Genomic DNA, 25,601 nt, shown 5'->3' on the forward strand with positions numbered 1-25,601 from the left:
GTAAATTGGAGAAGGGAATTTAACTGTATAATTACACCAAGATAGAAAAATAAGGGTGGTGAGAATAGTGTGGCAAGATGATAAGTTTAACGCCGATAAGGTATTGGTCATTTTTGGAAGCAACATAAGGAAAGCTCGAATAAAAAATAATTTGTCCTTAGTAGCTTTAGCTGAATTAGCTAATTATGATCGAACATGTTTATCCAAATTAGAAGATGGTAAACAAAATATAGAATTTATAACATCTGTTAAATTGGCAAAAGTTCTTAATGTTTCTTATCCAGCGTTATTTTCAAGAAACTTTATGGAACAGGATCCGAAATCTGGTGAGAATTTTTCAGGAGGATTTCAAGAAGATGATTATCTGTTGGTTTTTATTGAGAATTTTCAAAGATATTTACAAAAATTAGACAAGTTGCAGATGTATGTATATTTTGAGACAGGTGTATCTGAATCAATGGTAAGCAGAATTGTAAATAGGAAAAATAGAAACCCCACTTTAAGAACTTTGTATGCTATGGCGTTTGCTGTTTATGGAGATATGTATAATTTATTTTCACGTATTTCGGAGGAGGAAAGACAATGATTTTTACACCTTATTCAGATGAGATCGAAGTGATAAACCTTATTCATAAATATCGAAATGAGGATTATGCATTGTTAAGAATGACTTTCACAATGATTGATAAAAATAATTTGGATGCAAATGGGATTTTGAGGGATTTACTCAGTTCCTGGGGGATAGTTCAATATGATCAGATGATGAATGGTGGTAAGTATGGAATATCTCATAGGGCTTTATTTGTTCAAAGAGGAAAAACAGAATGGGTAAATATGAAATTTTATCGTGTAGCAAATTCTCGTGGAGATCGTCGGTTTTCAATTGAAACTATTAGACGCAAAATGTACGAACGTGAAATTAATGAGGGGGACCTTTTATACATATCTACCTTTACAAAACAAGATGGGCAACCACAGATATATTTTATTAATCTTACTCACAATATTCCTACGGAGCAGGATATTTTAAATGCCATCGGGTCAGATGCTATTGCACAATTGTTTGAAGATATAAAGCCAACTCTTAGAGAAATTATTAGGGGAGGGTTTTATGATAACTCAAAAGGTCCTGGCGCAATTGCTCCTAAAGATGTCGGAGATACTCTGGAATCTCTTTTGGGAATAGGTACAAATAATCGAAGTAATGCTGATTATAATGGCTTGATTGAAATTAAGGCAAAAGGTAATGGGAGAACGTTGGATACATTATTCACGTTAAGACCTAGATTTGATGGAACTCGAGTTGCTGATATCGAACTGAATGATAGAAAGCGTGTTTCCGCATTTACAAGATTATATGGTTATGATTCCGAAACTCATTCAGGCTATAGTAGCCTTTATATCACAATAGGTTCCTTCGAAGCACCACAAAATAGCCAAGGGTTTTACCTTCACGTAAATGATGAAGAGAGGACGGTTAATTTGGTATGGGAAAATCCAGTAACCAGCAGGCGTGAGGTTGCAGCGTTTTGGACATTTGATGATTTAAAAGAACAGTTATATATTAAACACCCATCAACACTTTGGGTAAGAGCTGAAAGCCGTGTTGTTGGAGACATGGTTCAGTTTAAATATAATGAAATTGAGTTTTCACGAGCACCGCAATTTACGACATTTTTATCCTTGATAAAATCAGGGGTAATTACCTACGATTGGCGTGGATATACCACGAAGGAGGGTGGATACAGTGGTAAAAATCACGGTAATGCATGGAGAATCAAGCCTTATGCAAAGTCAGAGTTATTTGGTAGAATCGAGACTGTTGATTTGTAAATGGAGGATAATATGCAACAGAATATTATTGAATATTTAAGAGAACAATCAATTAGACAACTTTTTGCCACTAAAGGTTTTAAAAAGGCTTGGCGAACATGGGCGGCAGAAATTAAAGGGTTGGCTCCATTAAAAACGGCGTATCAATTATTCAATTTAGGGGATTCGTTAAGAGATATCTTTTATACCACAAATACATCAAAAGCCAGATCTCAGAGTGATGTATCGGGAGGGGGCGCAAATTGGGAGGCATTGGTATGTTGGTATTTGAATTTATGCTTAATAGGTCGAAGAACAGTAGTAATAAAGCATAATGTAAAGTTAATGCCACCTTGTATTAATGATGCTATAACTGTAAATTATGGTAATTTTCCTTCAAATACAGAATCAGACCTAATAGCTATCACTTTCCCGGATAAATTGGATTATTTTTGTGACAAGGATAGCATTTCTATAAAAGATACGAATGGGGATGATATCCATAAATATAAGACTAATAGGTCTAAGTATAATATCCTTGAAATTTTAGATGCCTTATGTATTAGAGATTTTAATGATATAGAAATTCATATTATTCAATGTAAGACAAACTGGAATGATAATGCGCAGATCCCAATGCTTTGGGATGCTGTATATGCTGCAACAAACTTCAGGTCAGGGGTAAGTGTTGGATTAAATGGGTATTCTATAACTGATGTGAAACGTTTTACTTATTCATTTGTTACTGTGCCTACAGTGAAATTGGAGAAGATTAAAAAGACTTCATTGTGCGTTTTCAGGGTGATGTATCTTTCTGGAGGAAATTATTGGGGCTTACCATCCGAAGCTGGAATAGCGAATTCGGTAAAGGAGATGCTGAATCGTAATTTAAAAACGGGGAGTAATGATAGCCACATAACTACGATTAAAGCGTTTATTCCAGAACTGGGGAGTACATATAACTATTTTCAGTTAATGTGAAAAAATGGGGCAGATAAAACTTGAACTGCCCCATTTTACTCATTAATTTATATTCTTTAGAATTTCTTCTGCAATTGCTCTGGCCATAAGGGGGGGGACGGCATTCCCTACCTGGGTGTACTGGGGGGTCTCAACTTTCCTACGATCCCCACCGGTAGTACGTTTTCCTTGAAATACAAAATCGTCATCAAAGGATTGGAGGCGTGCCATTTCCCTAACGGTCAAAGATCTATTTTCGGCATAATGACAATAATCATCGCCTAATGTCATTATGGTAGTACTTTGTTCATTGGCATGAAGACAATGATAATCTCGTTTATTTGTTTTCATTGATGGGTCATTCGGATATTTGGCCTTAGCCAGATCAAAATCTCCGCATTCCCTCATTAGTGAATAGCGGCGGCATACTTTTTCATTCTGGTTTGACATCTGGTGGTTTGCAAGTTCATATTCATGAAACTCATCTTCATGAGCATCTGCCCAAAAGCTAGCACTAGTATACGTTGGCTTCTTTTTTAAAAAACGTTTTGGATTTAAACGTCCATCCCTTGACCAGTCAATATATGTTTTCATTGGTGCAGTACCATTAGGTTTTCCATTCACTTCCCTGAGTGGTTTATCAACTAATGAATTTTGATATACGTCTGGATCATACTCTGTTTGCATAGAACCATTCTGGATTCCCATGAGGTCATCTAGTGCTTCATTGACTGTTACTTTTTCCCCTTCAGCAACAGTAGCTGGAATATTTGTAATAAGTACTTGATCATTGCGGCAACCTATAAATATCACCCGGCGTCTATCTTGAGGTACACCATAATCGGAGGCAAGGAGGACTTGTTCTGATTTTATATTATAGAGTCGGATATTTGATGATACAGCTTTTAATTTGTCTATATCCTTTTGTGCCAAATGCTTAAACAAGATAGAGTTTAAGCGGTTAACTGTATTAGTAGCAAGCTCGTATAATATGTTTATTGCAAGTTTAACTTCGGTTATCACATTTTTAGCATTATCACTTTCAGCTTTATTAGATGCAACCTGACATCCATTAAAAAATATATTTAATAAGGTGTCGTCTTCCATGCTTTCCACGGCAGCATCAAAGTGGCTTTTTGAAGGTGAATCTGTAAGGTGGGCATCACTGATGGACTTTTTGAGAGCCATTTTCTGATTATACAGTTCACCTCTTTGTTTCATTAACGCTAGAGTTTCCCGGACAACATTTCGATCAGCCTCTGGAACCGATGGGCTGTTCCTAAAAGCATCCGTCCAAATATTAATCAGTTTATCTAAATATTTGTCTAGTAATTTGTGAGATATATTCTTTTTTTCTTTAAGAAGAGCACATTTTATAAAGGCCAATTCATCCTTATTAAAGTCCCCGTCATGTAATTTTTTTATAGAAGTAACGTAGCGGTCACTAACCTCAATTTCTTGCTGTTCCTTATCTAATGAGATTTTTAATTTTTCAATACAATACTTTGCTTCAACCTGTTCAAATCCTTTAAGATTATTGTATACTAATTCTTCAGATGTGGTAATATACCGGGCCAGTACAGATAGGTCAAGAATACTGTTAATTTCATGAATAATACGTTCTTTTATCTTACCTTGATATTTGGTTAGTATACCATACACATTTTCCATAACGAAATATTTGGGCTTAAGCATTTTAATGACTTGCAGGTAATAGGAAAACAAATCGTCTTTTTTATCATTTGTTTTTCTGACTCCGGCTAGACTAAAAGATTGACAGGGGGGACCGCCGACAATAACATCAATATTTTGATTATTAATTTCTTCTTTCAATATTTCAAGAAAGTCGGAATCCGTGATATCTTTGGTTAAAAACTTAGTTTCTAGACCAAGTTGGTAATTATAACGCATACGATGCGTTACTTCACAAGTCGGATTTATATCGCTTGCAAGTAGGAAATCAAAGGTTTTTCCAGCAGCTTCAGCCTGTAAGAATCCCTCTGAAAATCCACCGGCACCAGCGAATAAGTCTATAAAAGTTGCCATATAATTTCTCCTTTGAGTATGATTAGATCGAAAGTTATAACATCGGGCAATTGAGGGAAAAGTATATTATTCAGTGTCGTCATTAATGATTTCTACAATATCGCAGATATCACAATTAAGAGAATTACATACTTTGACTAATGTTTCGGTACTAACATTTTCATTTTTCCCTAATTTGGTAATTGACGCAGAACTAATACCAGCAGCTTTTTGAAGATCTTTCTTCTTCATGTCCCGGTCAATTAAGAGTTTCCATAGTTTCTTATAGCAAATCTTTTTCATATATAAATTCCTTCATATCCCATATGATGATTCATCTACCATGATTGAAGATATAATCTTTCAGAAATTCGATGGGGATAAATCTATGTAATTAGTTAACTATGCCGGAGGACACCCTGTTTTATTATCATTCAATAACCAAGGTATACTGGAAGGTACATTTGAGTTACAAAGTAACATCTTATTCAGCAAGTATACCTGATCATTTCCATACACGCTATAATAGCATGTGATACAATAGAAAACAACATAAATCTTTAGATTCGCTAGAATAAAAGCGTGATAATGAATTTAATTAGCATATAGTCTTTGATTGATTTTTTTGCGGAAAAGCTATGTTAATGATCTTAAAGATTTGTTTACTGTGTTCCAATAAAGAGGGATATTTACATTAAGTTGAAAGGAGAGAGTGTATTTGTTTGGCTTTTAGGAAGGCGGTAATAGGAAATTATTTTAATGAGTAGATTAAACATTCGGGGTGATAAAACGGGGTATTCTGCACCAAAACTGTGCTAAGAATTCTGAAAAAATCATATAGAAAAAATTACTATGTTCGTATTGTATCACTTGGGGAAGTTGATAAACAAGTACTTTTTTATAAAATTTTGATAAACCAAAAATAAAAAAATAATTCCATGCCCAATTTATAATCGACAATGCCCTTGATGGTGTGGAAGGTGAAAATTTTCATTTAACAAAGAAAATGAGGAGACAATGTATAACTCGATAGATATAATAATAAAAAAAAGGTGACCAATGAAGACACCCGTTGAGAACAAAGATTACAATAGGTTTTAAGTAAAAATCAAAGATTGTTGGTTTTTAGTAATTATTTTGTTAAAATAAAATCAGGTAAATAACAGAAGGGAAATAATTTAGCTATTAAATTTGTGTTTTAAGAAAAATAATATGGAAGAGTTTACTTTAATGGTACATTTTACGAATACTGTAGAAAAGAGGTGTTCTATTGTTTAAATATATTTTAGGCTATGTTATCATTTTGTTGGGGATTTATTACTGCAATGATAATATTATACATTTATTAAGTGGAAATTTGGCACTTGTTAGATTTATTGAACTGACCCTTCCTTTATCTGTGCCGAGTTTAATGTATTTTCTTCAGGTGAGTAAAGATAGATACGAACGTATAGAAAAAGAAAAACAGAAGGAAAGTAAGCATAAGATGGAGGAGGAGGATAAATTTGAGAGATCTTTGCCATTTTTCTATGTAAGAAATGGTACCATTTTTGCAAAAAGCTCTCAAAAGTCGCCCATCTTGAACGTGAAAATTAGAATTGATATTATTAAAAATGATTTTGGGGTACTAGATGAATTGAGTGTAAGAGGAGAGATTGATTCAGAAAATATTATACCTGTAGGTGGCTTAATAGATGGAGATGAAATTAATTTAGACTATCTTTTAGAAAGCAATAACATATCCAAATGCATTAGATGGTTTGTTCTATCTGCGGTAACCATAACAAATGATATCGTTTATTTTATATACTTACCTTACTTGAAAACGGGGTGGCATTTTTATAGAAGGAAAGATGGTAAGAAGCCAAAGATAGTCCAATACATTGGTGAAGAAAGATATTATGAGTTGGCAAAATTTTTGGTGGCATATGTTTCGGAGCAACAGGATGAATTTTATTATAAAGAGAGTATCCTGAATGATGCAATAACATACTTAAATAATAATGATTTACAGGAGTCCTTTGCGCAACTAATTAATTTAGTTAGACGCGTAAAAGAGTTACCCAAAAGTGAAATTCTTTATGTGCTACATAAGGCATATTTAATGCTTAATTATTTAAAAATTTCCCATAAAATTGATCCGAATTATTTTAATGGAAATTTATTTGAAAAATGCAATTTTACAGATAAATATACAAAGGCATTAGAAAACCAAAATCATGAAATTATGATAAGGGAGTATTTGCAGGATATTATTAAACTTGTAAATAATGATAGTTGGGTTTCTTTGGATTTTTGGTTACGCAATGTAGAAGTGTATGTTCGAGATCAAAGTTGTGTATTAGATATAAATGCTTTGGAAAGAGAACTTAGAGAAACTATTCCATCACTTGTAGGTGGTCTAATAGATTAGATATAAAACAATGTAATAACGAAGTATTAGGATTGTTATTCAGAGAATGACTAAAAATTGTAAGGAATATAAAGGATAAAATGAAATGGAAAATTTACATGAAAAAGATACAAAGGAAATAATTCATTTATATAGTATGACTATTAAGGAATTAAAACGACGTAAAGTCATTAGAACAAATAATGTAGTAGGGGAACTAGGGGAATATCTGGCAATTGAAATATATAATAGTACGCCCGGTATACCTAATCTTGCGCCTGCACCGGTGGGCACAGAAAATATTGACGCTATCAGCAGAAAAGGAGACAGGTATAGCATAAAATCAACGAGCAATACTACAACAGGTGTGTTTTATGGACTGGAAGAACCAGGATCAGAGGTACCTGATCGCCAGAAGTTCGAGTATGTTATTGTATGTAAGTTTGATGACGACTATGAGTTGCAGACAGTGGTGGAAATGGACTGGAATACGTTTTTGAAGAACAAACGCTGGCATAGTAGAATGCATGCATGGAATCTGTCATTAACGAAAAAACTCTATCAACAGTGTAAAGTTGTGTACAAAAAACAGGAATAAACATTCTCATAATGCAATAAATACCTTTTAATAAGAAAATGGCGTGTAGCTATCATTTAATTAAGGAGAAAAATGAAAAGAGGGGAAATATGGATAAAAAACAAGTATCTGATGTTCTATTAGCAGATGTACAAAAGCAAAAAAGTGAATGGAGAAAAAAAGTTGTCTATTCCTGATTTAAGGGGTGGGAAACAGATTTGGTAAGAACTTGTAAAAAACTTGTGAAAGTACTTCAAACAGGTGAGAAGTGTGATTTAAATGCAGTCCCATTTACTGGAGACTTGGTCAATTCTCAAACTTGGCGAGTATATGCACCATTTTTAAAGGGGATGAGACTTGTTTATAATCACTCAGGTAGTTTAGTCTTATCAGATAAGGGCTACAGTTTTGCTGAGAAACCGACTAGAAGGAAATTGGCAGATTTAATGCAAGATAGATTTCGTTTATTTGGAGAAATGTTAGACGTTGTGAGTAAAGCACCAGTGACTATAGAAGAGGCAGACAAAAAAATATGTAGGAAGTACGGTTTGAATTTGAATAATTTGAGCAATACTCGAAAAAGAATGGACTGGCTAGAAATATTAGGATGAATAAACGCGACAGGAAATCATAAATGGGAAATAATAGCAGAGGGAAAAAAGCATTAAAAGATTGGTGTATTGTAAATCCGGAGGTATTAGAATATGAAGATTCTGATATGGACGAGACTGAAATTACTGAACCCCCTATGGAAATCGCTGTATTATTACAGAAACTTGAAGAATGTCCAGAATTGCATAAGAAACGGTGTACTTACAACATATGTGTTCCGAGCCCAAATTCCCAATATAGATGAACGACATTTTTATAAAATCGAGGCGGTTAGGAACGGATGGGGCGTAAAGGAACTGGGCGGACAATATGACAGTGCATTATATGAACGGTTAGCATTGAGCAGAGACAAAGAGGGTGCAGAGTGGATTTGGTGTTTTTTAATCGTTTATTACGTTGCTTTGTACTCTTTGATTTCAAAATAGGACGATTAAAGCATCAGGATATAGGTCAGATGCAGATGTATGTGAATTATTATGATCGTAAGGTAAAACTGGAAGATGAAAATCCAACAATTGAAATTTTATTATGTAAAAATAAAAATTATGCAGTAGTAGAAATGACTTTGCCAGAGGCAAATAGTTAGATATTCGCAAGTAAATATTTGACTGTGTTACCGAGTAAAGAAGAATTGAAAAAGTTGATGGAAAATGAAGAATAAGATTTAATTAATATAGAGAAATTGCAGTTAGAAAGAAGTTCATTCTAACGAAAATTTAAAGAATAGTTAAATTGAGAATTATGGTCTGGGGTTACAGAAAATTGAGAGGACAATTATGGGAAATATTTTTGAGCATGACGCGGTACCAACGTGGAGTGGTTTTGTATATCAAGGGCGCATAGCTGTTTATTTGGCTGTCAAAAAGATATACGAATTGAGTGTTTCAGGTAAGGAAGAAGAAATACAAAATTACTATGTGGAAATGGAGAAATGTGAGGACATATCTTTTCTCTACAAAGATGGGGATGGGGAGAAATACGAATCTATTCATCAGGTGAAGAATCAGGCAGATAGAAATATTTCAAAATATAGAGGACCTTTGACCCAATTGATGCTTGAAAAGGGGTATTATGCAAAAAATAATTTAGGTAATCCGGAGGCTTTCCTTCATGTCAGTAATCCAATATGTTTTGGAAAGGATAAGGACTTAAAAGATGTAGTAAAACAATGGCATTGTGAAGTTAAAGCAGTTTTTGAAAATCTTTGCTCTTTAAATAAAAAATTGAAAACAGGAAAAGATTTAGATGCCACACTAGAAGTGCTTGCTGATTGCGGTTTGGGAAAAATCATTAAGATAGAGCGTGAAGAGTATAGGAAATTACAAAAAGCCATAAAAGAAGCCTGTAACAATAAGGATGGCATAAGTGCAGAGCGTGCTTTGGATTCAATGATTTGTTTCCTAAAAGAAAATCTGTATGTATGTGATATCAATGAGCAAGTTGAATTATTTATATATGATGATGGAGATGATTATTGTAGTGGAACAAAAATTTTCTCCAGAATAGTGGATTGTGTGAGAGCATATAAGGGAGATAGTGCGAGGTTAAGTGAAGGACAGCTAGAATATATAGCAGATGTATTGTTATGCCTTGTCAGTGATAAAATTCTTGCACGACACAAACTTTTGCAAGAAAAGAAGAATGCATTTTGCATGATCCCCTTATATGAGTTTGAAAATATTTTAAATGACAGTTTGGAAAGGTATGAGGAAGAAGCCAATATTCTTGCATTAAAGAGGATATATGATGATTGGTTAGAAGAGTATTGCGAAATATGTTTAGATGAGAATGAAAATAATTGTCAGGAGGAGCAGTGCAAACTGCAGTTGCCGGATTATAGAAAAAATATTCTTGAAAGGGATAATTTTATTAGAATGTGTTATAATCTTAATCCAGAATGTGATAAAAGGATTACAAATAGGGAGTGCTTGGCTAGTTTGCTCATGAAAGATGGAATGTTAGAATCTGTATTCCCAGCTATTAAAGAAATATCGGAAAAACACTTTATAAAAGAGACAGATAAAACACTTATTGCAGTTATGAATGAAAGGAAAAATGCTTTTATAACAGCAATTACGAATCCACGTGCAGCTCAGACTGTTAAGAATATTATAAAAGCGCTGGAATCTAATCGGGATTTGATCGAAACAATCTTCGATGCGGATCAACTGGTAACTTCACGATTGAATGCACCTTCGTCTGTCTGGGATGACAGTTGCATTGTAATACGGCCAGATGAATTGGAAGAAGATGATATGGGGAATGATGATGAAAAACATAGTATATATGTAGCAAAAAAACCACAGTTTGTAGCGTTTGGACGATTTCTTGAAGAGGTGGAGAACGAGAGATGAAAGATTTTATTGAAGCACTTTTTGAGTCTCAACAGAGACTGACTTTCCAGTATAAGAATTATTCAGTTTCCTTTTATAGCGGACAATATAAAAGTTATTACATGATCTTCTTTTTAAAGAATCAGGAAGAATTGCTGTCTCTTTGGAAAGAGAGGGAAGAACTGTTCCAGAAAATAAAAGATAGCGAGGATATATATGAATCTGGAATGGATAAAAATATACTATGTTTGTACTGTTTAGAGGCGTCAGATGAAGAGTATTATGAAACTTTTGAAACGGGTACGATCAATGAGTTGAGTAAAAAAATCAGCTTGATTGAAGAAGACTTAAGTTATTTTACAAAACACGTTTTTTTATATACACAAAAGATGCAGCAGTTTGCACAGGAACATGTTGGAAAATTTGAGTCAGTATGTAGGCAATATATTGCGAATGAACAGTTTATCAGTTACAAAGAGGATAGTCGGGGGAATTATGTGTATGATTTCTTGATGAATCTATTTATTAAGCTACCGTTTTTAAGATTTGAGGTGTATCAGAGGGAGAATCAAAAAGAGTATCGTACAGTTGAGAGTTTTATTCAGGAGAAAATGGAAATTTATTCTATAGATCAGGAGAAAATTAAGAGTATTGTGAGACAACTGGAAGAACAAGTAGAAGACGAAGATAAATTCTATGGATGGCTGGATACTTTGACGGATTAGAACATCGGGTTGATTGAGGGAGAGAAGAAAATGAGAATACAAAAGATAGAAGCGGAAAATTTTAAGCTCTTTACCGAGAAATTTCATGATATACAAAATATGAATACAGCAGATGTAGTGCTGCTTAACGGCCCTAACGGATATGGAAAGACAAGCGTCTTTGATGTAATAGAGTTCTGTTTTACGGGTGAAATCAAACGAATCAAGAAATACAGTGAAGAACTTGATATTGCTAAAAATGAAGCATTTGATAATAAAATCTTAATTGCTGATAAAAAGAAGCCGGCATATGTCAAAGTACATTTTGAAGACAATGGGAAGAACGTAGAAATAGGATATTTTTATGAGCCACCTAAGAACATGAAAAAAACTGCTACAAAAGAAAACAATCCACATAAAATTTTTGAGTGCTTTGAAAGAAAAATCCTGTGTGATGGACAGGAAGTAGGCATGCAGGATGCATTTTTAAGGTCTCTGAGGATGAAAGACACCGGAGAGGTTTTTGATAAATGCTGCTTTTTGTCACAGGATGAACATCTGCAGTTTTTAAAGGAAGCAAAAAAAACAAAGGTTAAGTCTTTGTCCTTTTTGTTTGAAATTCCGGAGAAATGGGAGAATGAAGAAAAAAGGGTTGAAGGATTACTAGAAACTCTAAGTAATACAAGGAAACGGAATGATAGATCATACTTGAAACGGTTAGAGGAAAAGGAAATTGAATTACAGAATCAAATTAAGAACCTAGAAAGTTGTGTGACTGAAATTGATGATGGAACAGTTGTAAAGGGTCAGATTGCATATCGGAAAATATTTGATAAAAAGAGTATTTTATGGGATCAGGAAAAGGTTTCTTTCAATGCAGAAATATATATAAAGTCTCAGAAAGAGATTGAAGATTTAACTTATTTTTCAGAACACAGAAAGGAATGTGAAACTTTTTTGTTTAATACACCGTATAAGGCTTTAATCAACCCTTTTGATGGAAGTTGGGAGATTGTCTGCGATGAGCATTTGCTTGAATTTTCATTTCGTTTTTATAGTTTATTAAAACAAGAGAACGAATTGGAAACACGTTATTTAAAAGAAAAGAAGTATAGAGTTGCTTTAAAATCCGTTGAGGAACGGAAATATGAAGCGCTTAACTGGGATTTTATCAAAGGTGAAAATTTATTAGAAGAAGCAGAAGTTAGACAAATAAAAGAACAAATTATTATTATGCAGACGCTAAAAACGACTATGGGTGTTTTGGCGGGAACTTTGAAATCTCTTCAGGATACACGAACGAGCTTGGTTAGATATACCGAGGAGATGATTCAACATGAGGCAATAGGTGATTCTGTTTGTCCACTGTGCGGCGCGTCTTATACAGATCGAGACGAATTGCGAAAACAGATTGAAGAGGAAACAAAAGTTTTAGATGCGTTGTCAGATACGTCTGCAATCCAAATGAAAAGTATAGCAGATAAACTATACACAGATTATTTTGAAAAATTGGAAACAGAGATACAGCGGAGACTAAAAAACACTATCTCAGATGAATTGTATCAGAAACTACAGGAGGTAAAAAAGAACAGGCTTAAAATCTTAAATACAGAACACTTATTGAATCAGGTGGGTTTACATTTACCGGAAATATACCAAGAGGAATCAGTGGAAATTAAAAGTGGTTATACAATTTTGTTAGAAAAACTGGAAGGGAATTTAAAGAAGATAGAAGATGATGTGAAGTTGCAGTTGATTGACAGAAGATTTGAGGAAGCATTTGACAGATTCTATGACAAGGATGAGAAAAAGTTTTTGGCAGTTTCCAGCGATATACTTAAACAAAAAAGAGAGTACATAAAATCTGTATATTATAATTTTAACAAAAAAGAGTTGGAAGAAAAGAACTCTGAATTAGAGAAAACACAGAATAGAAAAGGAAATCTGAAAAATGTGATAAATGAACTGGAAAGGTATAAAATAGCTCTTGAAGAAGGTGTGCAGGCGTATAAAAAGAAAATTGTTTGCGATATAGAACCTTTGTTGTATGTATATACAGCGAAAATACTTCAACAGAAATTCAATGGAAAAAGTATTTTTATTTCTACAGATGATCAGATTCAAAATATTCAGTTGGTTAACTCTCTTGCTGATGGGCAGGATATTTTGTATAGTATGAGTTCGGGGCAGCTCTCGGCGGTGGCGTTGTCTTTTCTGCTTTGCATGAATCGGGTTTATGGTAAACAGAGCATATGTTCGTTATTACTGATTGACGATCCGGTACAGACAATTGATGACGTAAATATGGTAGGATTTGTAGATCTTTTACGTTATGAATTTGCAGATCGTCAGATATTTATATCAACACATGAACAGAAATTTGAATGGTTTTTGCGATACAGATATGCTAAAGCAAACAAGAAGGTCAAAATATTTAATATGAAGGATCTTATGCTACAAGAAAATATATAGAATTTAAATTAGCTTATTTGAGCGTGAAAAAAATTTATAACTACACCATTTGCCAGATGATTTGCGTAGATTTACAAAGATTAGCGTAGGTTTGGGGCAAAACACGAAAATTAAGAAAAGTGCCAGAAAGCTAGTGGTATCAAGGTTTGAAGGCTTATGAAGGGATATAAAAATATGATTAAAATACTATTCATCTGCCACGGCAACATCTGCCGCTCCCCTATGGCCGAGTTTGTCTTCCGCGACATGGTTCAAAAGCAGGGCATGGCCGATCTGTTTTCTATCGCATCAGCCGCGACCAGCCGTGAGGAGATTGGAAATCCGGTCCATTACGGAACGGTGCAGAAATTGAAAGAGGTCGGTATTAGTACATCCGGCAAATATGCAGTCCAAATGAAGAAGCAGGACTATCATACTTATGATTACATCATAGGCATGGAATATCCGAATATACGCAATATTCTGCGGATTATCGGAGATGATCCGGAACATAAGGTGCACAAGCTGTTGGATTTCAGTGATAACCCACGCGATATTGCGGACCCTTGGTATACTGGTAATTTTGACAGAACATACAAAGATGTTGTGGAAGGCTGTGAAGGGCTTTTGCGGTATATTCTGGAACATGACAGGCTTTCATGAATATCGGGTTAACTCCTATACTAGCCGGATAGAGATGTGGGATCACAGGAGGAGTATTCAAACATGATTTATATAAGCAGTTTCAGGCTGTCCGGAGAAAAGGTGAAGAATCCCAACATATACCCATATAATGTTTTTGCTGACAAAGAGTGGGACCCATTTGTTTTTGGCAGGATTACTGTTTTATGCGGAAATAATGCCAGTGGGAAGTCAACACTTCTCAATATTATCGGGAATGTGCTTTCCCTTTATGGGACTGAGGATGTTGCGGTATGGGGAAGTCGGGGGTATTTCACGGAGTTCTGTTCGCAGTGTGGCTATTCATTAGGTGAGGAAGAGGACGGGCGGCCGATAAAGAAGATACCTCTGCACAGCCGTTATATCAAGAGTGAGGATGTACTCTATGAAATCAAGAAGATCCAGAAGGCGGCTATTCTTGAAGAAGACTATGTTTACGAGCATGTACGCAGGGGCATGAAAAAGGAAGAGGCCCTTGCACAGCAGAAGAAGGAGTCACCTAATTTTCTGGAGATTCAGCGTTTTGCACAGGAGAAGTATTCTAACGGTGAAACGTCCCTTCAGTTGTTTGACGACTGGATAGAACCCAATGCCTTATATCTGATGGACGAGCCGGAAGTTTCATTAAGTCCCCAAAACCAGATTGCCCTTGCAGAAAAACTAAATGACATGTCGAGGTTTTTAAACTGCCAGTTCATTATAGCCACACATTCGCCATTCATGCTGGGGACACTGGATGCTAGGATTTATGATATTGATTCCAGATACGCAGAGGTGAAAAAATGGAACGAACTGGATCATGTAAGATTTATGTATGATTTCTTTCAAAAGCACAGGGATGAATTTTAAGTAGCAAGAAGTTTTGGGAGAGTAATTTTAAGCGGAAGAAAAGGAACTGAAAAATGAGACTTCAGGATTTTAACCCTATTTTATATCTGGAAGACTACGAAAATATTCCGGAGGAGATCTATCGCTGGAAGCAGGACGAGGAGCTGCGTCCAGCGCCTGGTTGGGGAGGGGAGCAGTCAGCAGCAGGCACAACAGATATGATGTGGGATGGTACTGATGTTATGCAGGTTTCTTTTCCGGACAGGCTGTGTGTTGGGATTGGCAGAGACCATACCGGATCAGACGGAGAGATTTACCTGTGCACGCTTCTTGACCGGGGCGAAAAAACGGTTTTGTCCTGTTCCTTTGGGGTTTATCGTTCACCGGAACTGGTAAGGAAGGCTCTGGACATCTTTTTCCAGATATATCCGCTGCCTGATGCTGGCGGGGAAACGGGATGCGGTAAAGGGAAGATTTCTCTGCTAAGCAGCCGGAATCCGATATATATGAAAAAAGAGTATCTTGATATTATTTCAAGGTACCCGGTAGAGCCTGAAATGACGGTGAAGGGGACCCGGGGCGGCGCGTCCGTGGTCAGTACTTATTTTTCCCAGCTGATGAGGAGAAAGGGAAGTACCGTTTTTACGACATGGCAGGACGCGGTTGACTGGCTTTCAATGGATATTGAACGATATAATTATAAATTACTATCTTGAGAAGAGGGAAACGTTATGGATCGAAAAAGTTTAATAGAATACTGTCTGACATTTCCGGGGACGTATGAGGATTACCCGTTTCATGACCCGAACTGGACGGTGATCCGTTTAAACAGGAGTAAAAAAATATTTGCATGGATCTTTGAACGGCAGGGGAATCTCTGGGTAAATGTGAAAGCAGATCCCCAGTGGCGCGATTTTTGGCGCGATGCGTTTCCGTCAATCGTTCCCGGTTATCATTTGAACAAGGAACACTGGAATTCCCTGATTCTGGACGGGAGTATTCCAGAGGAAACGGTCGAGAAGCTGATTGCGGAGAGCTATGATCTGGTGAAGGGGAAACATTAGAGAAGAAGGTGTTAGAATGTACATTGCAGATTTACATATCCATTCCCATTATTCCCGCGCTACGAGCCGGGACTGTAATCTGGAGAATCTGGATCTCTGGGCCAGAAGGAAGGGGATTCATATTGTCGGAAGCGGGGATTTCACACATCCGGCGTGGCGGGAAGAGATGGCGGAAAAACTGGAGCCGGCAGAGGAAGGGCTCTATGTGTTAAAAGAAGAATACCGGATACGGGATGAATCCGTGGCAGATATGATGCTGCCGCGTTTTGTAATTACGGGGGAAATCAGTTCTATTTATAAGAAGCATGACCGGGTGCGGAAGGTCCACAGCCTGCTGCTTCTGCCGGGACTTGAAGCGGCGGAGCTTCTGGCGAAGAAGCTGGAGCTGATCGGGAATATTCATTCTGACGGGCGCCCGATACTGGGATTAGACTGTCATGACCTTCTGGAGATTATGCTGGAAATGTGCCCGGAGGCAGTTTATGTTCCGGCACACATATGGACCCCTCATTTTTCACTATTCGGAGCATTTTCGGGTTTTGATTCTGTGGAGGAGTGTTTCGGGGACCTGTCAGGCTATATCCGCGCGATGGAAACAGGCTTATCCTCCGATCCGCCTATGAACTGGCGGGTTTCTGCGCTGGATAACTACCAGCTGATCTCGAATTCTGACGCACATTCTCCGGCCAAACTGGGGCGGGAGGCGAATCTTCTGGATATTGAGCTGTCATTTTCCGGTTTGCGGGATGCCATTCAGGAAGGCCGGGGACTGTACGGTACGATTGAGTTTTTCCCGGAGGAGGGAAAATATCATTTTGACGGCCACCGGAAATGTGGTATTTGTCTGAACCCGGCGGAAACGGAGAAATTCGGGGGAATCTGCCCGGTGTGTGGGAGGAAACTGACAATAGGGGTGTCACACAGGGTCGAACAGCTCGCCGACAGGCCGGAAGGATTTGTGCGCGGCGGGGCGAAGCCGTTTGAGAGTCTGGTGCCGCTGCCGGAGGTGATCGGAGCCTCGGTAGGTGCTTCCACTGCCAGTTCGAAAGTTCAGAAGGAATATCAGAAGATGCTGCGCCATCTGGGACCGGAATTTGAGATTCTTCGTCACGTTCCGATCGAAGACATTAGGAAGGTTTCAGGACATCTGGCGGCAGAGGGAATCCAGAAACTGCGTGATGGCAAGGTAGAACGTTTTCCGGGATTTGATGGGGAATACGGGACCATCAAATTATTTACGCAGGAAGATCTGGACAGTCTGAACGGTCAGATGAATTTTTTCGATACCCTGCATATCAGTACAGATGCGGAAATGAAAAAAGGATTGGAAAATACATCGAAACAGAGTGAAGCGAAGGAACAGGAGCAGGCGGCAGCGAATCAGGGAATGGCGATAACGCCGGTTTCTGAATGTGAAAGTAACTCCGCAGTGGCGGATCAACTGAATGAAAGGCAGGAGCAGGCAGTGAATGCTGTTGACCGAACGATTGCAGTCATTGCGGGACCGGGGACAGGCAAGACGAAGACTTTGATTTCCCATCTGTTATATCTGCTCGAAGTGCGGAAGGTAAAACCATCCGAGATCACGGCTGTAACATTTACCAATCAGGCGGCAGGGGAAATGAGGGAGAGAATTAAGAAACAACTTGGAAGGTCACGAAATATAAATCAGCTCCAGATCGGAACATTCCACTCTCTCTGTCTGCGTTTCCTGAAGGCACAGGGGCTGGAGTTTTCACTGGCGGACGACATGGCTGCGCTGGAAGCGGCCAGAACTGTTACAGAACAGGAAAATCTGGGGCTGACGCCAAAACAGCTCCTAAAGCTGATCTCTTTGGAAAAATCAGAAGCAGGCGCGGAAAGTGAGGAGGCCATAAAACTAGAGACGGAAGGAAAAGGCTGGCACGGGGGCTTTCAGCTGTATCAGCAGATTTTAAGAGAACAGAACATGCTGGACTTTGACGACCTGCTTCTTGAGACACTGCGAATCATGGAAGAGGGGAGTGCCGTCCCGGGCTGGGATAAGGGATTTTCCTATCTCCTTGTCGATGAGTTTCAGGATATCAGCCCCGTGCAGTACCGCCTGATTAGGGCATGGAACAAGGGCGGGAGAGAGTTGTTTGTAATCGGTGATCCCGACCAGTCCATCTATGGTTTCCGCGGTTCTGACGCAGCATGTTTTACAAGGCTTGCCGGGGATTACCTAGATCTCCGGGAGATCCGCCTTGTGGAAAATTACCGCTGTGCCCCAGCCATTGTCGAGGCCGCAGCAGGGCTGATTTCCCATAATCCGGGGGAGGCAAGGGAGCTGAAAGCGCACAGTAAAGTACAGAATCCGGTGCGTCTGGTAAGTGCCGCAGGTGAGATGGGAGAGGCCATATTTACGGCAAAGGAAATAAACAGGCTGACAGGCGGAATCGGCATGCTGGATGCACAGGAAATCGGGGCGGGAAATAAGAAAAACAGGGGCTTTGGTGACATTGCCATACTTTACCGCACACACAGGCAGGCCGAACTGCTTGAAAAATGTCTGAGAACGGAGGGAATTCCTTATGTGACTGCCGGCCGTGAAGACTTCCTGATGGAAGACGAAGTAAAAGGGAGTATCGCATTTTTCAAATGTCTGGAAAATCCGGGAGATGAATTTTCAAGGAAGCTTTGCTTAAAACTGCTGTGGAAGCTGGATAAAAATCTGGTGACGGACAGTGTTTTTAATGCTGTGTATGATAAGTTCGCCCCACTTTTTAAGAAGGGTAAACCACAGAAGTTTCTGGAGACATGGATCCGGGAAATGAAGCTGGAAGAGCATGCAGGGATGAAAAAACTGGCAGGAATGACGATATTTTATAAGACTATGCCCGAGTTTCTTGAGGCGCTCAGCCTCGGTGTGGAAAGTGACCTGAAGCGCTGCGGGGAGAAGAAGTATACGGGTGAAGCCGTAACGCTGATGACACTGCATGGGGCGAAGGGGCTTGAATTCCCTGTCACATTTATTTACGGCGTGCGAAAAGGGCTGATTCCTTTTGAAAAGGATAACAAAACAGATATGGAAGAGGAACGCAGGCTGTTCTATGTCGGCATGACAAGGGCGAAGGAAGAACTGATTCTGACTTCCTCTGGGGAAGAATCCCTGTTTATCAGTGAACTGCCGGATCAGGCGGTGATGCGTGAAAAGGCAGATAAACGAAGAAATGCAGACAGCGGGAAACAGCTGAGTCTCTTTGATTTTATGTAATGGTAAATATAGAAGTCATACGTATGGTACCCATTGGCATATAATAGTAGTATTGCAGTAACGTATTGCAGATGGAGGGTACGGTATGAAAAAGAAGAAAGGATTTCTCCTGCTGGCTGCTGCGGCAGTTATTATGACTATGCTGGCGGGGACAAGCCTGTATGCAAGAGGGCAGTTGGAGCAGAAGGCAGAGGCAGTAAAGACAGAGGCTCACGCACAGTCTCGGCAAGAAGTGGAGCAGAGGGGCCCTGCTGATACAGAAAGTGTGAATGCAGGCGAAGCGCAGGAGGTACGGTCACAGAGCGAAGAAAATGACGGGGAGCACCAGGAGAAGATGATCATAGCGCTCGATCCCGGGCATCAGGGGCCGGGAATCGATATGAGTGGTATGGAAGAGGATGCCCCAGGTTCGGGCGTGATGAAGCAGAAAAATAATTCCGGCACAACCGGTCGATATACAGGGCTTCCGGAATATCAGCTGAATCTGGACATCGCGTTAAAAGTAAAAGAGCGCTTAAGCCGGCTCGGTTACGAAGTGGTAATGAGCAGGGAAAATAACGAAACTGCGATGAGTAATCAGGAGCGGGCAAGACAGGCAAACGATTCCGGCGCCGTTTTATGCGTAAGAATTCATGCAAACGGGAGTGAGAGCCCCGAGAGTACAGGGGCACTCTGTCTGGTGGTGTCTGAGGAAAACCCATATGCAGGAAGTCTCTACGGTGAAAGCAGTGAACTTGCACAGGATATTCTGGGAAAATACTGTGAAGCAACAGGATTTGAAAACCGGGGGATCCAGATCAGCGATTCCATGACCGGGATGAACTGGAGCCAGATTCCGGTTGTGATTCTGGAGATGGGGTTTATGACAAATGAGCAGGAGGACACCCGGATGGCCGACCCTTCTTTTCAGGAGAAGATGGCAGACGGCATTACTCAGGGGATTGAGCAGTACTGCTTAAAACGGAAAGTCAGGTAAAATCTTTCTGTCTTCTATGGTGTATTGCTGAAATTAGAGCTATAATGAAAACAGTACATATACAGGAACAGGAGGAGAAAGATGGGAGAATTATCAAAGCTTCCCAATATAGGTGAAGTTGTGGAAGAACAGTTAAATCAGGTTGGTATTACTACATACGAGCAGCTGAAAGAGATCGGGAGCAAACAGGCATGGCTGAAGATTCAGAGTATAGATCCTTCCGCATGCATCCACCGGCTGTATTCGATGGAAGGTGCGATCAGGGGGATTAAGAAGACTCAGCTTCCGGCAGATGTGAAAGCGGATCTGAAAGATTTTTATAACCATTTTAAACTATAATATACGGATCACCCGCCGGGACTAAAAGCTGTCCCTGACGGGTGTTTTTCTTCTGATGGGAAAATTTTCCGGCTTTTTTCCAGACTGGGGAAAAGTTTTCGAAAAACTGTCACAGATGAAGAAACAGGCTGTCTAATTAATATATCTGGAAAAATTCAGATGAATCAGTATACAGAAGATATGGGAGGTTTATATGGAGATGGCAAAGGAAGATAGGAAAGACGAAAATGCTCTCGCAGCTGCGGCCATTGAGGGCGATGCACAGGCACTGGAAGCACTTATGGAAGGAATCCGGGACCGGGTTTTCAACCTTTCACTCAGGATGCTGGGAACCGTTCAGGATGCGGAGGACGCGGCGCAGGATATTCTGGTGCGCGTTATGACCAATCTGGCTTCCTTCCGCGGGGACAGTGAATTTGGAACATGGGTCTACCGCATTGCAGTAAATTATCTGCTCAATTATAAGAAATCCATGTTTGCACATCAGCCCCTTGATTTTGAGTTTTATGGGAATGATATCAAGTTTGCGGTATTGGATGAGACCGATGCGGTCATTGAAGAGGAGAGCCGGGAAGAGCTGGCGGAGGAATTGAAAATGTCCTGTACCAATGTGATGCTGCAGTGCCTTGATCCTGAGAGCAGATGCATTTTCATTCTGGGAACCATGTTTAAGATCGACAGCCGCACGGCCGGTCAAATTCTGGATATGACACCGGAGAACTACAGACAGAAGCTTTCAAGGATCAGAAAAAGGGTGGCGGCATTTCTGGCAGAGTACTGCGGACTCGGCGGAGGTATGTGCAGCTGCAGACGCCGGACGGCATATGCGGTGAAGCAGCACCGGATAAACCCGAAAAAACTGGAGTATGTCAGGATGCACCCATTGGATAAGGATGTGCTGTCAGCCTGTAAGGAGGAGATGGAAAAGCTGGACGAGCTTTCACTGGTATTTGAGGAACTGCCTGCATACCAGACACCGGACACAATCCGCGACAGGATGGAAATGGTTCTTAAGTCCGTCCAGATGAAGAAAATTCAGGAATTTTAGGAGGAACACAATATGGCAGATAATATTCTTACATACCTTAGTAATTTAGAACAAAACAATAACAGAGAGTGGTTTCATGCACATAAGGCAGAATATCAGGACGCGGTGGCTCAGTTTGAAGGGCTTATAGAGGGGCTGATGCTGGAGCTCGGAAAAGATGACAGCCGGATTCTGCAGTTTAAGCCGGGAGAACTGACCTTTAAGATCATGCGTGATACCCGGTTCAGCCACGACAAGTCGCCCTATAACCCTGCGTTTCGCTGTCATATATCACCGGGAGGAAAACTGCCGGTTCCGGTTGGCGATTTTCTTTTCATCAGTCCGGGGGGACGATCTTTTCTGGGAGGCGGGCTGTTTGCGGATATGTTTAAAGATGCAACAAAGATGGTGCGCGATTATATCAGCACACATACAGAAGAATTCACAGATATACTGGAGGAGCCACAGTTTAAGGAATCCTTCAAAGTGGAAGGGAGTTCCCTGAAAAATGTTCCCAAAGGCTATGATCCCGGGAATCCTATGGCCGATTATCTGAAATTTAAAAGCTGGTATATTGAAGACCATTTTGAAGATGCGCTGCTGGATGATACAGATGCATTTATCGAATATGCCGTGAAAAGGTTCCGCATGATGAGGCCGTTCAACCAGTATTTGAATGAAGCACTGAAGGGCTTCCAGATGCCCGTGAGATAGAAAATCATACGTGGGATACAGGGATGTGACATGAGTCTGCCGGTCCGAAGCCGTATATATGGGGATTCGGACCGGCAGTGTTTATTTTTTATGAATCTTATTTTTGTTCCTGAACTTCTATTTTACGAATCTCTTTTGTCCTGATTTCTTTACAGATGGCGTCGATGAATTCCTGCAAATCTTTTGCACCTTCGTCTCCTAAGAAACGGCTTCTTACAGAAACGGTGCCATCATTTTCTTCCTTTTCTCCTACAATGAGCATATATGGTATTTTAGCAAGCCTTGCTTCGCGGATTTTGTAGCCGATTTTTTCGGAACGCCCGTCGACAGTGCTCAGGACGCCATTCGCTTTCAGTTCTTTTTCTACGTTGGCCGCATAATCCAGATACTTGTCGGAAACAGGAAGGATACGGACCTGCTCCGGGCAGAGCCATGTCGGGAACATGCCTGCATATTTTTCGATCAGCCATGCCAGAGTTCTTTCGTAGCAGCCGATGGAAGTTCTGTGTATGATATAGGGACGGACCTTGTCGCCGTTCTGGTCGATATAATACATGTCAAACTGCTCCGCAAGCAGTGCATCCCACTGTATTGTGATCATGGTATCTTCTTTGCCATATACATTTTTCGCATTGATATCGACTTTCGGGCCGTAGAATGCAGCTTCCCCGACATCTTCCACAAACGGGACATCCAGTTCGATTAAGATTTGGCGGATGTGTTCCTCAGTCTGGTTCCATACTTCAGCATCACCGATGTATTTTCCGGTGTTTTCTGGGTCCCATTTTGAAAGGTGGTAAGTCACGTCATCCTGAAGTCCGAGTGTTGTCAGACATTGTTTCGCCAACGCAAGGCAGCCCTTGAATTCTTCCACCATCTGGTCCGGGCGGACAATCAGGTGACCCTCGGAGATCGTAAACTGGCGGACACGGGTCAGTCCGTGCATTTCTCCGGAGTCTTCATTTCTGAACAGAGTTGAAGTCTCACTGTAACGCAGCGGCAGGTCGCGGTAAGATTTCTGGTTCGCTTTATATACATAATACTGGAACGGGCAGGTCATCGGGCGCAGTGCGAAAACTTCTTTGTCTTTTTCTTCGTCACCGAGCACGAACATGCCGTCCTTGTAATGATCCCAGTGGCCGGAAATCTTGTACAGGTCACTTTTCGCCATCAGCGGGGTTTTCGTGCGGATATAGCCCCAGTTGTTATCCTCTTCGTCTTCGATCCATCTCTGGAGAGTCTGGATGATTTTGGCGCCCTTAGGCATCAGCAGGGGGAGTCCCTGTCCGATTACGTCGACGGTTGTGAATAATTCCATCTCCCGGCCCAGTTTATTGTGGTCCCGTTTTCTGACTTCTTCCAGATAAACAAGATAATCATTCAGTTCATCCTTTGTAGCAAAGGCGCTGCCATAGATTCTCTGGAGCATCGCGTTATTGGAATCACCCCTCCAGTATGCACCGGAAGAAGAGGTCAGTTTAAATGCCTTGATGCCCTTCGTACTCATCAGGTGAGGACCCGCACACAGATCCACAAAATCCCCCTGCCTGTAGAACGAAATCACAGCATCTTCCGGAAGGTCGCGGATCAGCTCCACTTTGTAAGGTTCCCCCTTCTCCTCCATAAAGGCAATGGCTTCATCACGGGGAAGTGTAAAACGTTCCAGCTTCGCCCCCTTCTTGATGATCTTTTTCATCTCTTTTTCGATCTTATCCAGATCTTCCCTTGAAAACGGTGCGGAATCAAAATCATAATAATACCCCGTATCGATCGCCGGCCCGATCGCCAGCTTTGCATCCGGGAACAGATTCTTCACAGCCTCCGCCAGCACATGGGAACAAGTATGGCGGACAACCCGAAGCCCCGCTTCATCTCTGGCTGTAAGTATGTTTAAAGTACAGTCACAGTCAATCACTGTCCTCAAATCCACAACTTCCCCATTCACTTCCCCGGCACAGGCCGCCCTTGCCAGCCCCTCACTGATGTCAAATGCAACATCTATCACCGATTTACTCTCTTCATATTCCTTTACAGAACCATCTTTTAATGTAATCTTCATTCTATTTTTCTCCTTTCAACATAAAAAAGTCCCTGAACAATTTCTTCCGATTGTTCAGGGACGATAGACTTTCATACCGCGGTTCCACCCTTTTTGCAAGTGCCACTCAATTAGACGGTAACGGTGTCGGCCGGGCCTGATTAGGGCCGCTCCAGGGTGGTCTTCAGATAAAGTCCCATGAAATGCTCACACCAAATACATCCCTCTCTGAATGATCGATTATCCTACTCTTCCTGTCATAGCTTTGCTTATATGATTCAACTTGGTTTTTAGTATATCATGAATCAAATGAATGTCAAGGGTGAAGTGTATAAACCCTCCCGGCGGGATGCACACTGCGGCGTAAGTGGTAGATGTCGCGATGCGACCGCCGCAGGCGCGAGTTTCGCAAGCGAAACTTTTTATATTTATTGTGACTTAATCACGGAACTTCTTCTTCTGGTTGGGTATGATAAAAACATATTAAAGCGAAGGAGGATTTTATATGAATGTTATATTGGATGATAAACTAAAAGAGTACATGGATGAGAAGGACCTAAAAGACATTGTCCTGTATGCTGAGATGTGCAATACTTGAGGCGGCTCCTATATGGAGATATTGGCAAGGTTTGCCAATGAAGGTGAAAAGCTTGAGGAAAAGGGCTATAAGCGTGTTTCAAGTGAAAAGGGAGATGTGTATCTGCCGGAGAGCGGGCTGAACTATTCTAACACGATTACTCTTGGAATGGCAAAGTTCCTCTGGATGCCGAGAATTACGGTCGGCGGGGTGAGTGCGTAAAATGGTGAATAAAGGAGAGGAGCCTGATGAATCA

At 40.1% G+C, this 25,601-nt stretch carries 23 protein-coding genes, 1 pseudogene and 1 other annotated feature; of the genes and pseudogenes, 21 read left to right on the forward strand and 3 right to left on the reverse strand.

Going from position 1 to position 25,601, the window contains the following annotated elements:
- The first annotated feature begins 67 nt into the window (after positions 1-67).
- From A8806_RS05020 to A8806_RS26400, 3 genes are read left to right on the forward strand one after another with little or no spacing between them, the layout of a single operon-like run.
- The gene (locus A8806_RS05020) at positions 68-586 is read left to right on the forward strand and encodes a helix-turn-helix domain-containing protein (protein WP_181368590.1); all 519 of its coding nucleotides are present in this window, start codon (positions 68-70) and stop codon (positions 584-586) included.
- Entirely contained in the window at positions 583-1,833 is a 1,251-nt protein-coding gene (locus A8806_RS05025) for an MvaI/BcnI family restriction endonuclease (protein ID WP_109730086.1), read from the forward strand. The genes A8806_RS05020 and A8806_RS05025 overlap by 4 nt, the downstream gene beginning before the upstream one ends.
- Positions 1,834-1,845: 12 nt before the next feature.
- Complete coding sequence (locus A8806_RS26400; protein ID WP_109730087.1) at positions 1,846-2,793, forward strand: hypothetical protein; 948 nt, start codon at positions 1,846-1,848, stop codon at positions 2,791-2,793.
- A gap of 42 nt (positions 2,794-2,835) precedes the next feature.
- Here the strand turns inward: A8806_RS26400 and A8806_RS25975 are convergent, their stop codons facing one another.
- Both A8806_RS25975 and A8806_RS05045 read right to left on the reverse strand, forming a co-directional pair.
- Positions 2,836-4,818 (reverse strand): DNA cytosine methyltransferase, encoded by a 1,983-nt coding sequence (locus A8806_RS25975; protein ID WP_112132949.1) that lies wholly within the window; start codon positions 4,816-4,818, stop codon positions 2,836-2,838.
- Positions 4,819-4,884: 66 nt separating this feature from the next.
- Positions 4,885-5,100, reverse strand: coding sequence for a helix-turn-helix domain-containing protein (locus A8806_RS05045; protein ID WP_109730088.1), 216 nt, complete (start codon positions 5,098-5,100; stop codon positions 4,885-4,887).
- A gap of 967 nt (positions 5,101-6,067) precedes the next feature.
- Between A8806_RS05045 and A8806_RS05050 the strand changes: the two genes are divergently transcribed.
- From A8806_RS05050 to A8806_RS05125, 17 genes and pseudogenes are all read left to right on the forward strand, one after another.
- Positions 6,068-7,210, forward strand: a complete 1,143-nt coding sequence (locus tag A8806_RS05050) for a hypothetical protein (protein WP_109730089.1) — start codon at positions 6,068-6,070, stop codon at positions 7,208-7,210.
- Positions 7,211-7,295: 85 nt separating this feature from the next.
- Positions 7,296-7,787, forward strand: a complete 492-nt coding sequence (locus tag A8806_RS05055) for a hypothetical protein (protein ID WP_109730090.1) — start codon at positions 7,296-7,298, stop codon at positions 7,785-7,787.
- Positions 7,788-7,984: 197 nt separating this feature from the next.
- Positions 7,985-8,377, forward strand: coding sequence for a hypothetical protein (locus A8806_RS05060; RefSeq protein WP_109730091.1), 393 nt, complete (start codon positions 7,985-7,987; stop codon positions 8,375-8,377).
- A gap of 23 nt (positions 8,378-8,400) precedes the next feature.
- Positions 8,401-8,622 (forward strand): hypothetical protein, encoded by a 222-nt coding sequence (locus A8806_RS26090; protein ID WP_181368602.1) that lies wholly within the window; start codon positions 8,401-8,403, stop codon positions 8,620-8,622.
- Positions 8,588-9,039, forward strand: a pseudogene (locus tag A8806_RS26985) (PDDEXK nuclease domain-containing protein); the annotation flags it as partial. The gene A8806_RS26090 and the pseudogene A8806_RS26985, both read left to right, overlap by 35 nt.
- Before the next feature lie 115 nt (positions 9,040-9,154).
- Positions 9,155-10,732 carry an ABC-three component system protein gene (locus A8806_RS05070; protein WP_109730092.1) on the forward strand — a complete coding sequence of 526 codons (1,578 nt, stop codon included), beginning with the start codon at positions 9,155-9,157 and terminating at the stop codon, positions 10,730-10,732.
- Positions 10,729-11,436: an ABC-three component system middle component 1 gene (locus A8806_RS05075; RefSeq protein ID WP_109730093.1), complete on the forward strand. Its 708-nt coding sequence runs from the start codon at positions 10,729-10,731 to the stop codon at positions 11,434-11,436. The genes A8806_RS05070 and A8806_RS05075 overlap by 4 nt, the downstream gene beginning before the upstream one ends.
- A 30-nt stretch (positions 11,437-11,466) precedes the next feature.
- A complete protein-coding gene (locus tag A8806_RS05080) occupies positions 11,467-13,887 on the forward strand; it encodes an AAA family ATPase (RefSeq protein WP_109730094.1) in 2,421 nt (806 codons plus the stop codon).
- A gap of 174 nt (positions 13,888-14,061) precedes the next feature.
- A complete protein-coding gene (locus A8806_RS05085) occupies positions 14,062-14,529 on the forward strand; it encodes a low molecular weight protein-tyrosine-phosphatase (RefSeq protein ID WP_109730237.1) in 468 nt (155 codons plus the stop codon).
- Between the two features lie 63 nt (positions 14,530-14,592).
- Positions 14,593-15,396, forward strand: coding sequence for an AAA family ATPase (locus tag A8806_RS05090; RefSeq protein ID WP_109730095.1), 804 nt, complete (start codon positions 14,593-14,595; stop codon positions 15,394-15,396).
- 53 nt (positions 15,397-15,449) lie between these two features.
- Positions 15,450-16,091 carry a hypothetical protein gene (locus tag A8806_RS05095; protein ID WP_109730096.1) on the forward strand — a complete coding sequence of 214 codons (642 nt, stop codon included), beginning with the start codon at positions 15,450-15,452 and terminating at the stop codon, positions 16,089-16,091.
- Positions 16,092-16,106: 15 nt separating this feature from the next.
- Entirely contained in the window at positions 16,107-16,439 is a 333-nt protein-coding gene (locus A8806_RS05100) for an MmcQ/YjbR family DNA-binding protein (RefSeq protein ID WP_109730097.1), read from the forward strand.
- A 16-nt stretch (positions 16,440-16,455) separates the two neighbouring features.
- Positions 16,456-19,674 carry a UvrD-helicase domain-containing protein gene (locus tag A8806_RS05105; RefSeq protein WP_109730098.1) on the forward strand — a complete coding sequence of 1,073 codons (3,219 nt, stop codon included), beginning with the start codon at positions 16,456-16,458 and terminating at the stop codon, positions 19,672-19,674.
- Positions 19,675-19,759: 85 nt separating this feature from the next.
- Positions 19,760-20,650, forward strand: coding sequence for an N-acetylmuramoyl-L-alanine amidase (locus A8806_RS05110; RefSeq protein WP_109730099.1), 891 nt, complete (start codon positions 19,760-19,762; stop codon positions 20,648-20,650).
- Between the two features lie 81 nt (positions 20,651-20,731).
- Positions 20,732-20,989, forward strand: a complete 258-nt coding sequence (locus A8806_RS05115; protein ID WP_109730100.1) for a TfoX/Sxy family protein — start codon at positions 20,732-20,734, stop codon at positions 20,987-20,989.
- Positions 20,990-21,182: 193 nt separating this feature from the next.
- Positions 21,183-22,037: an RNA polymerase sigma factor gene (locus A8806_RS05120; RefSeq protein WP_330405255.1), complete on the forward strand. Its 855-nt coding sequence runs from the start codon at positions 21,183-21,185 to the stop codon at positions 22,035-22,037.
- A gap of 12 nt (positions 22,038-22,049) precedes the next feature.
- Positions 22,050-22,730: a DUF2461 domain-containing protein gene (locus A8806_RS05125; protein ID WP_109730101.1), complete on the forward strand. Its 681-nt coding sequence runs from the start codon at positions 22,050-22,052 to the stop codon at positions 22,728-22,730.
- A gap of 97 nt (positions 22,731-22,827) precedes the next feature.
- On the opposite strand, the gene thrS is transcribed toward A8806_RS05125, so the two are convergent.
- Entirely contained in the window at positions 22,828-24,789 is a 1,962-nt protein-coding gene (gene thrS, locus A8806_RS05130; protein ID WP_109730102.1) for a threonine--tRNA ligase, read from the reverse strand.
- Between the two features lie 53 nt (positions 24,790-24,842).
- Positions 24,843-25,038 (reverse strand) — a binding site (T-box leader).
- Positions 25,039-25,378: 340 nt separating this feature from the next.
- On the opposite strand from thrS, the gene A8806_RS05135 reads away from it, so the two are divergent.
- Complete coding sequence (locus A8806_RS05135; RefSeq protein WP_109730103.1) at positions 25,379-25,567, forward strand: hypothetical protein; 189 nt, start codon at positions 25,379-25,381, stop codon at positions 25,565-25,567.
- Positions 25,568-25,601: the final 34 nt, after the last annotated feature.

It is taken from the genome of Faecalicatena orotica (genome assembly GCF_003149245.1).
Classification (GTDB): Bacteria; Bacillota; Clostridia; order Lachnospirales; family Lachnospiraceae; genus Faecalicatena_A; species Faecalicatena_A orotica.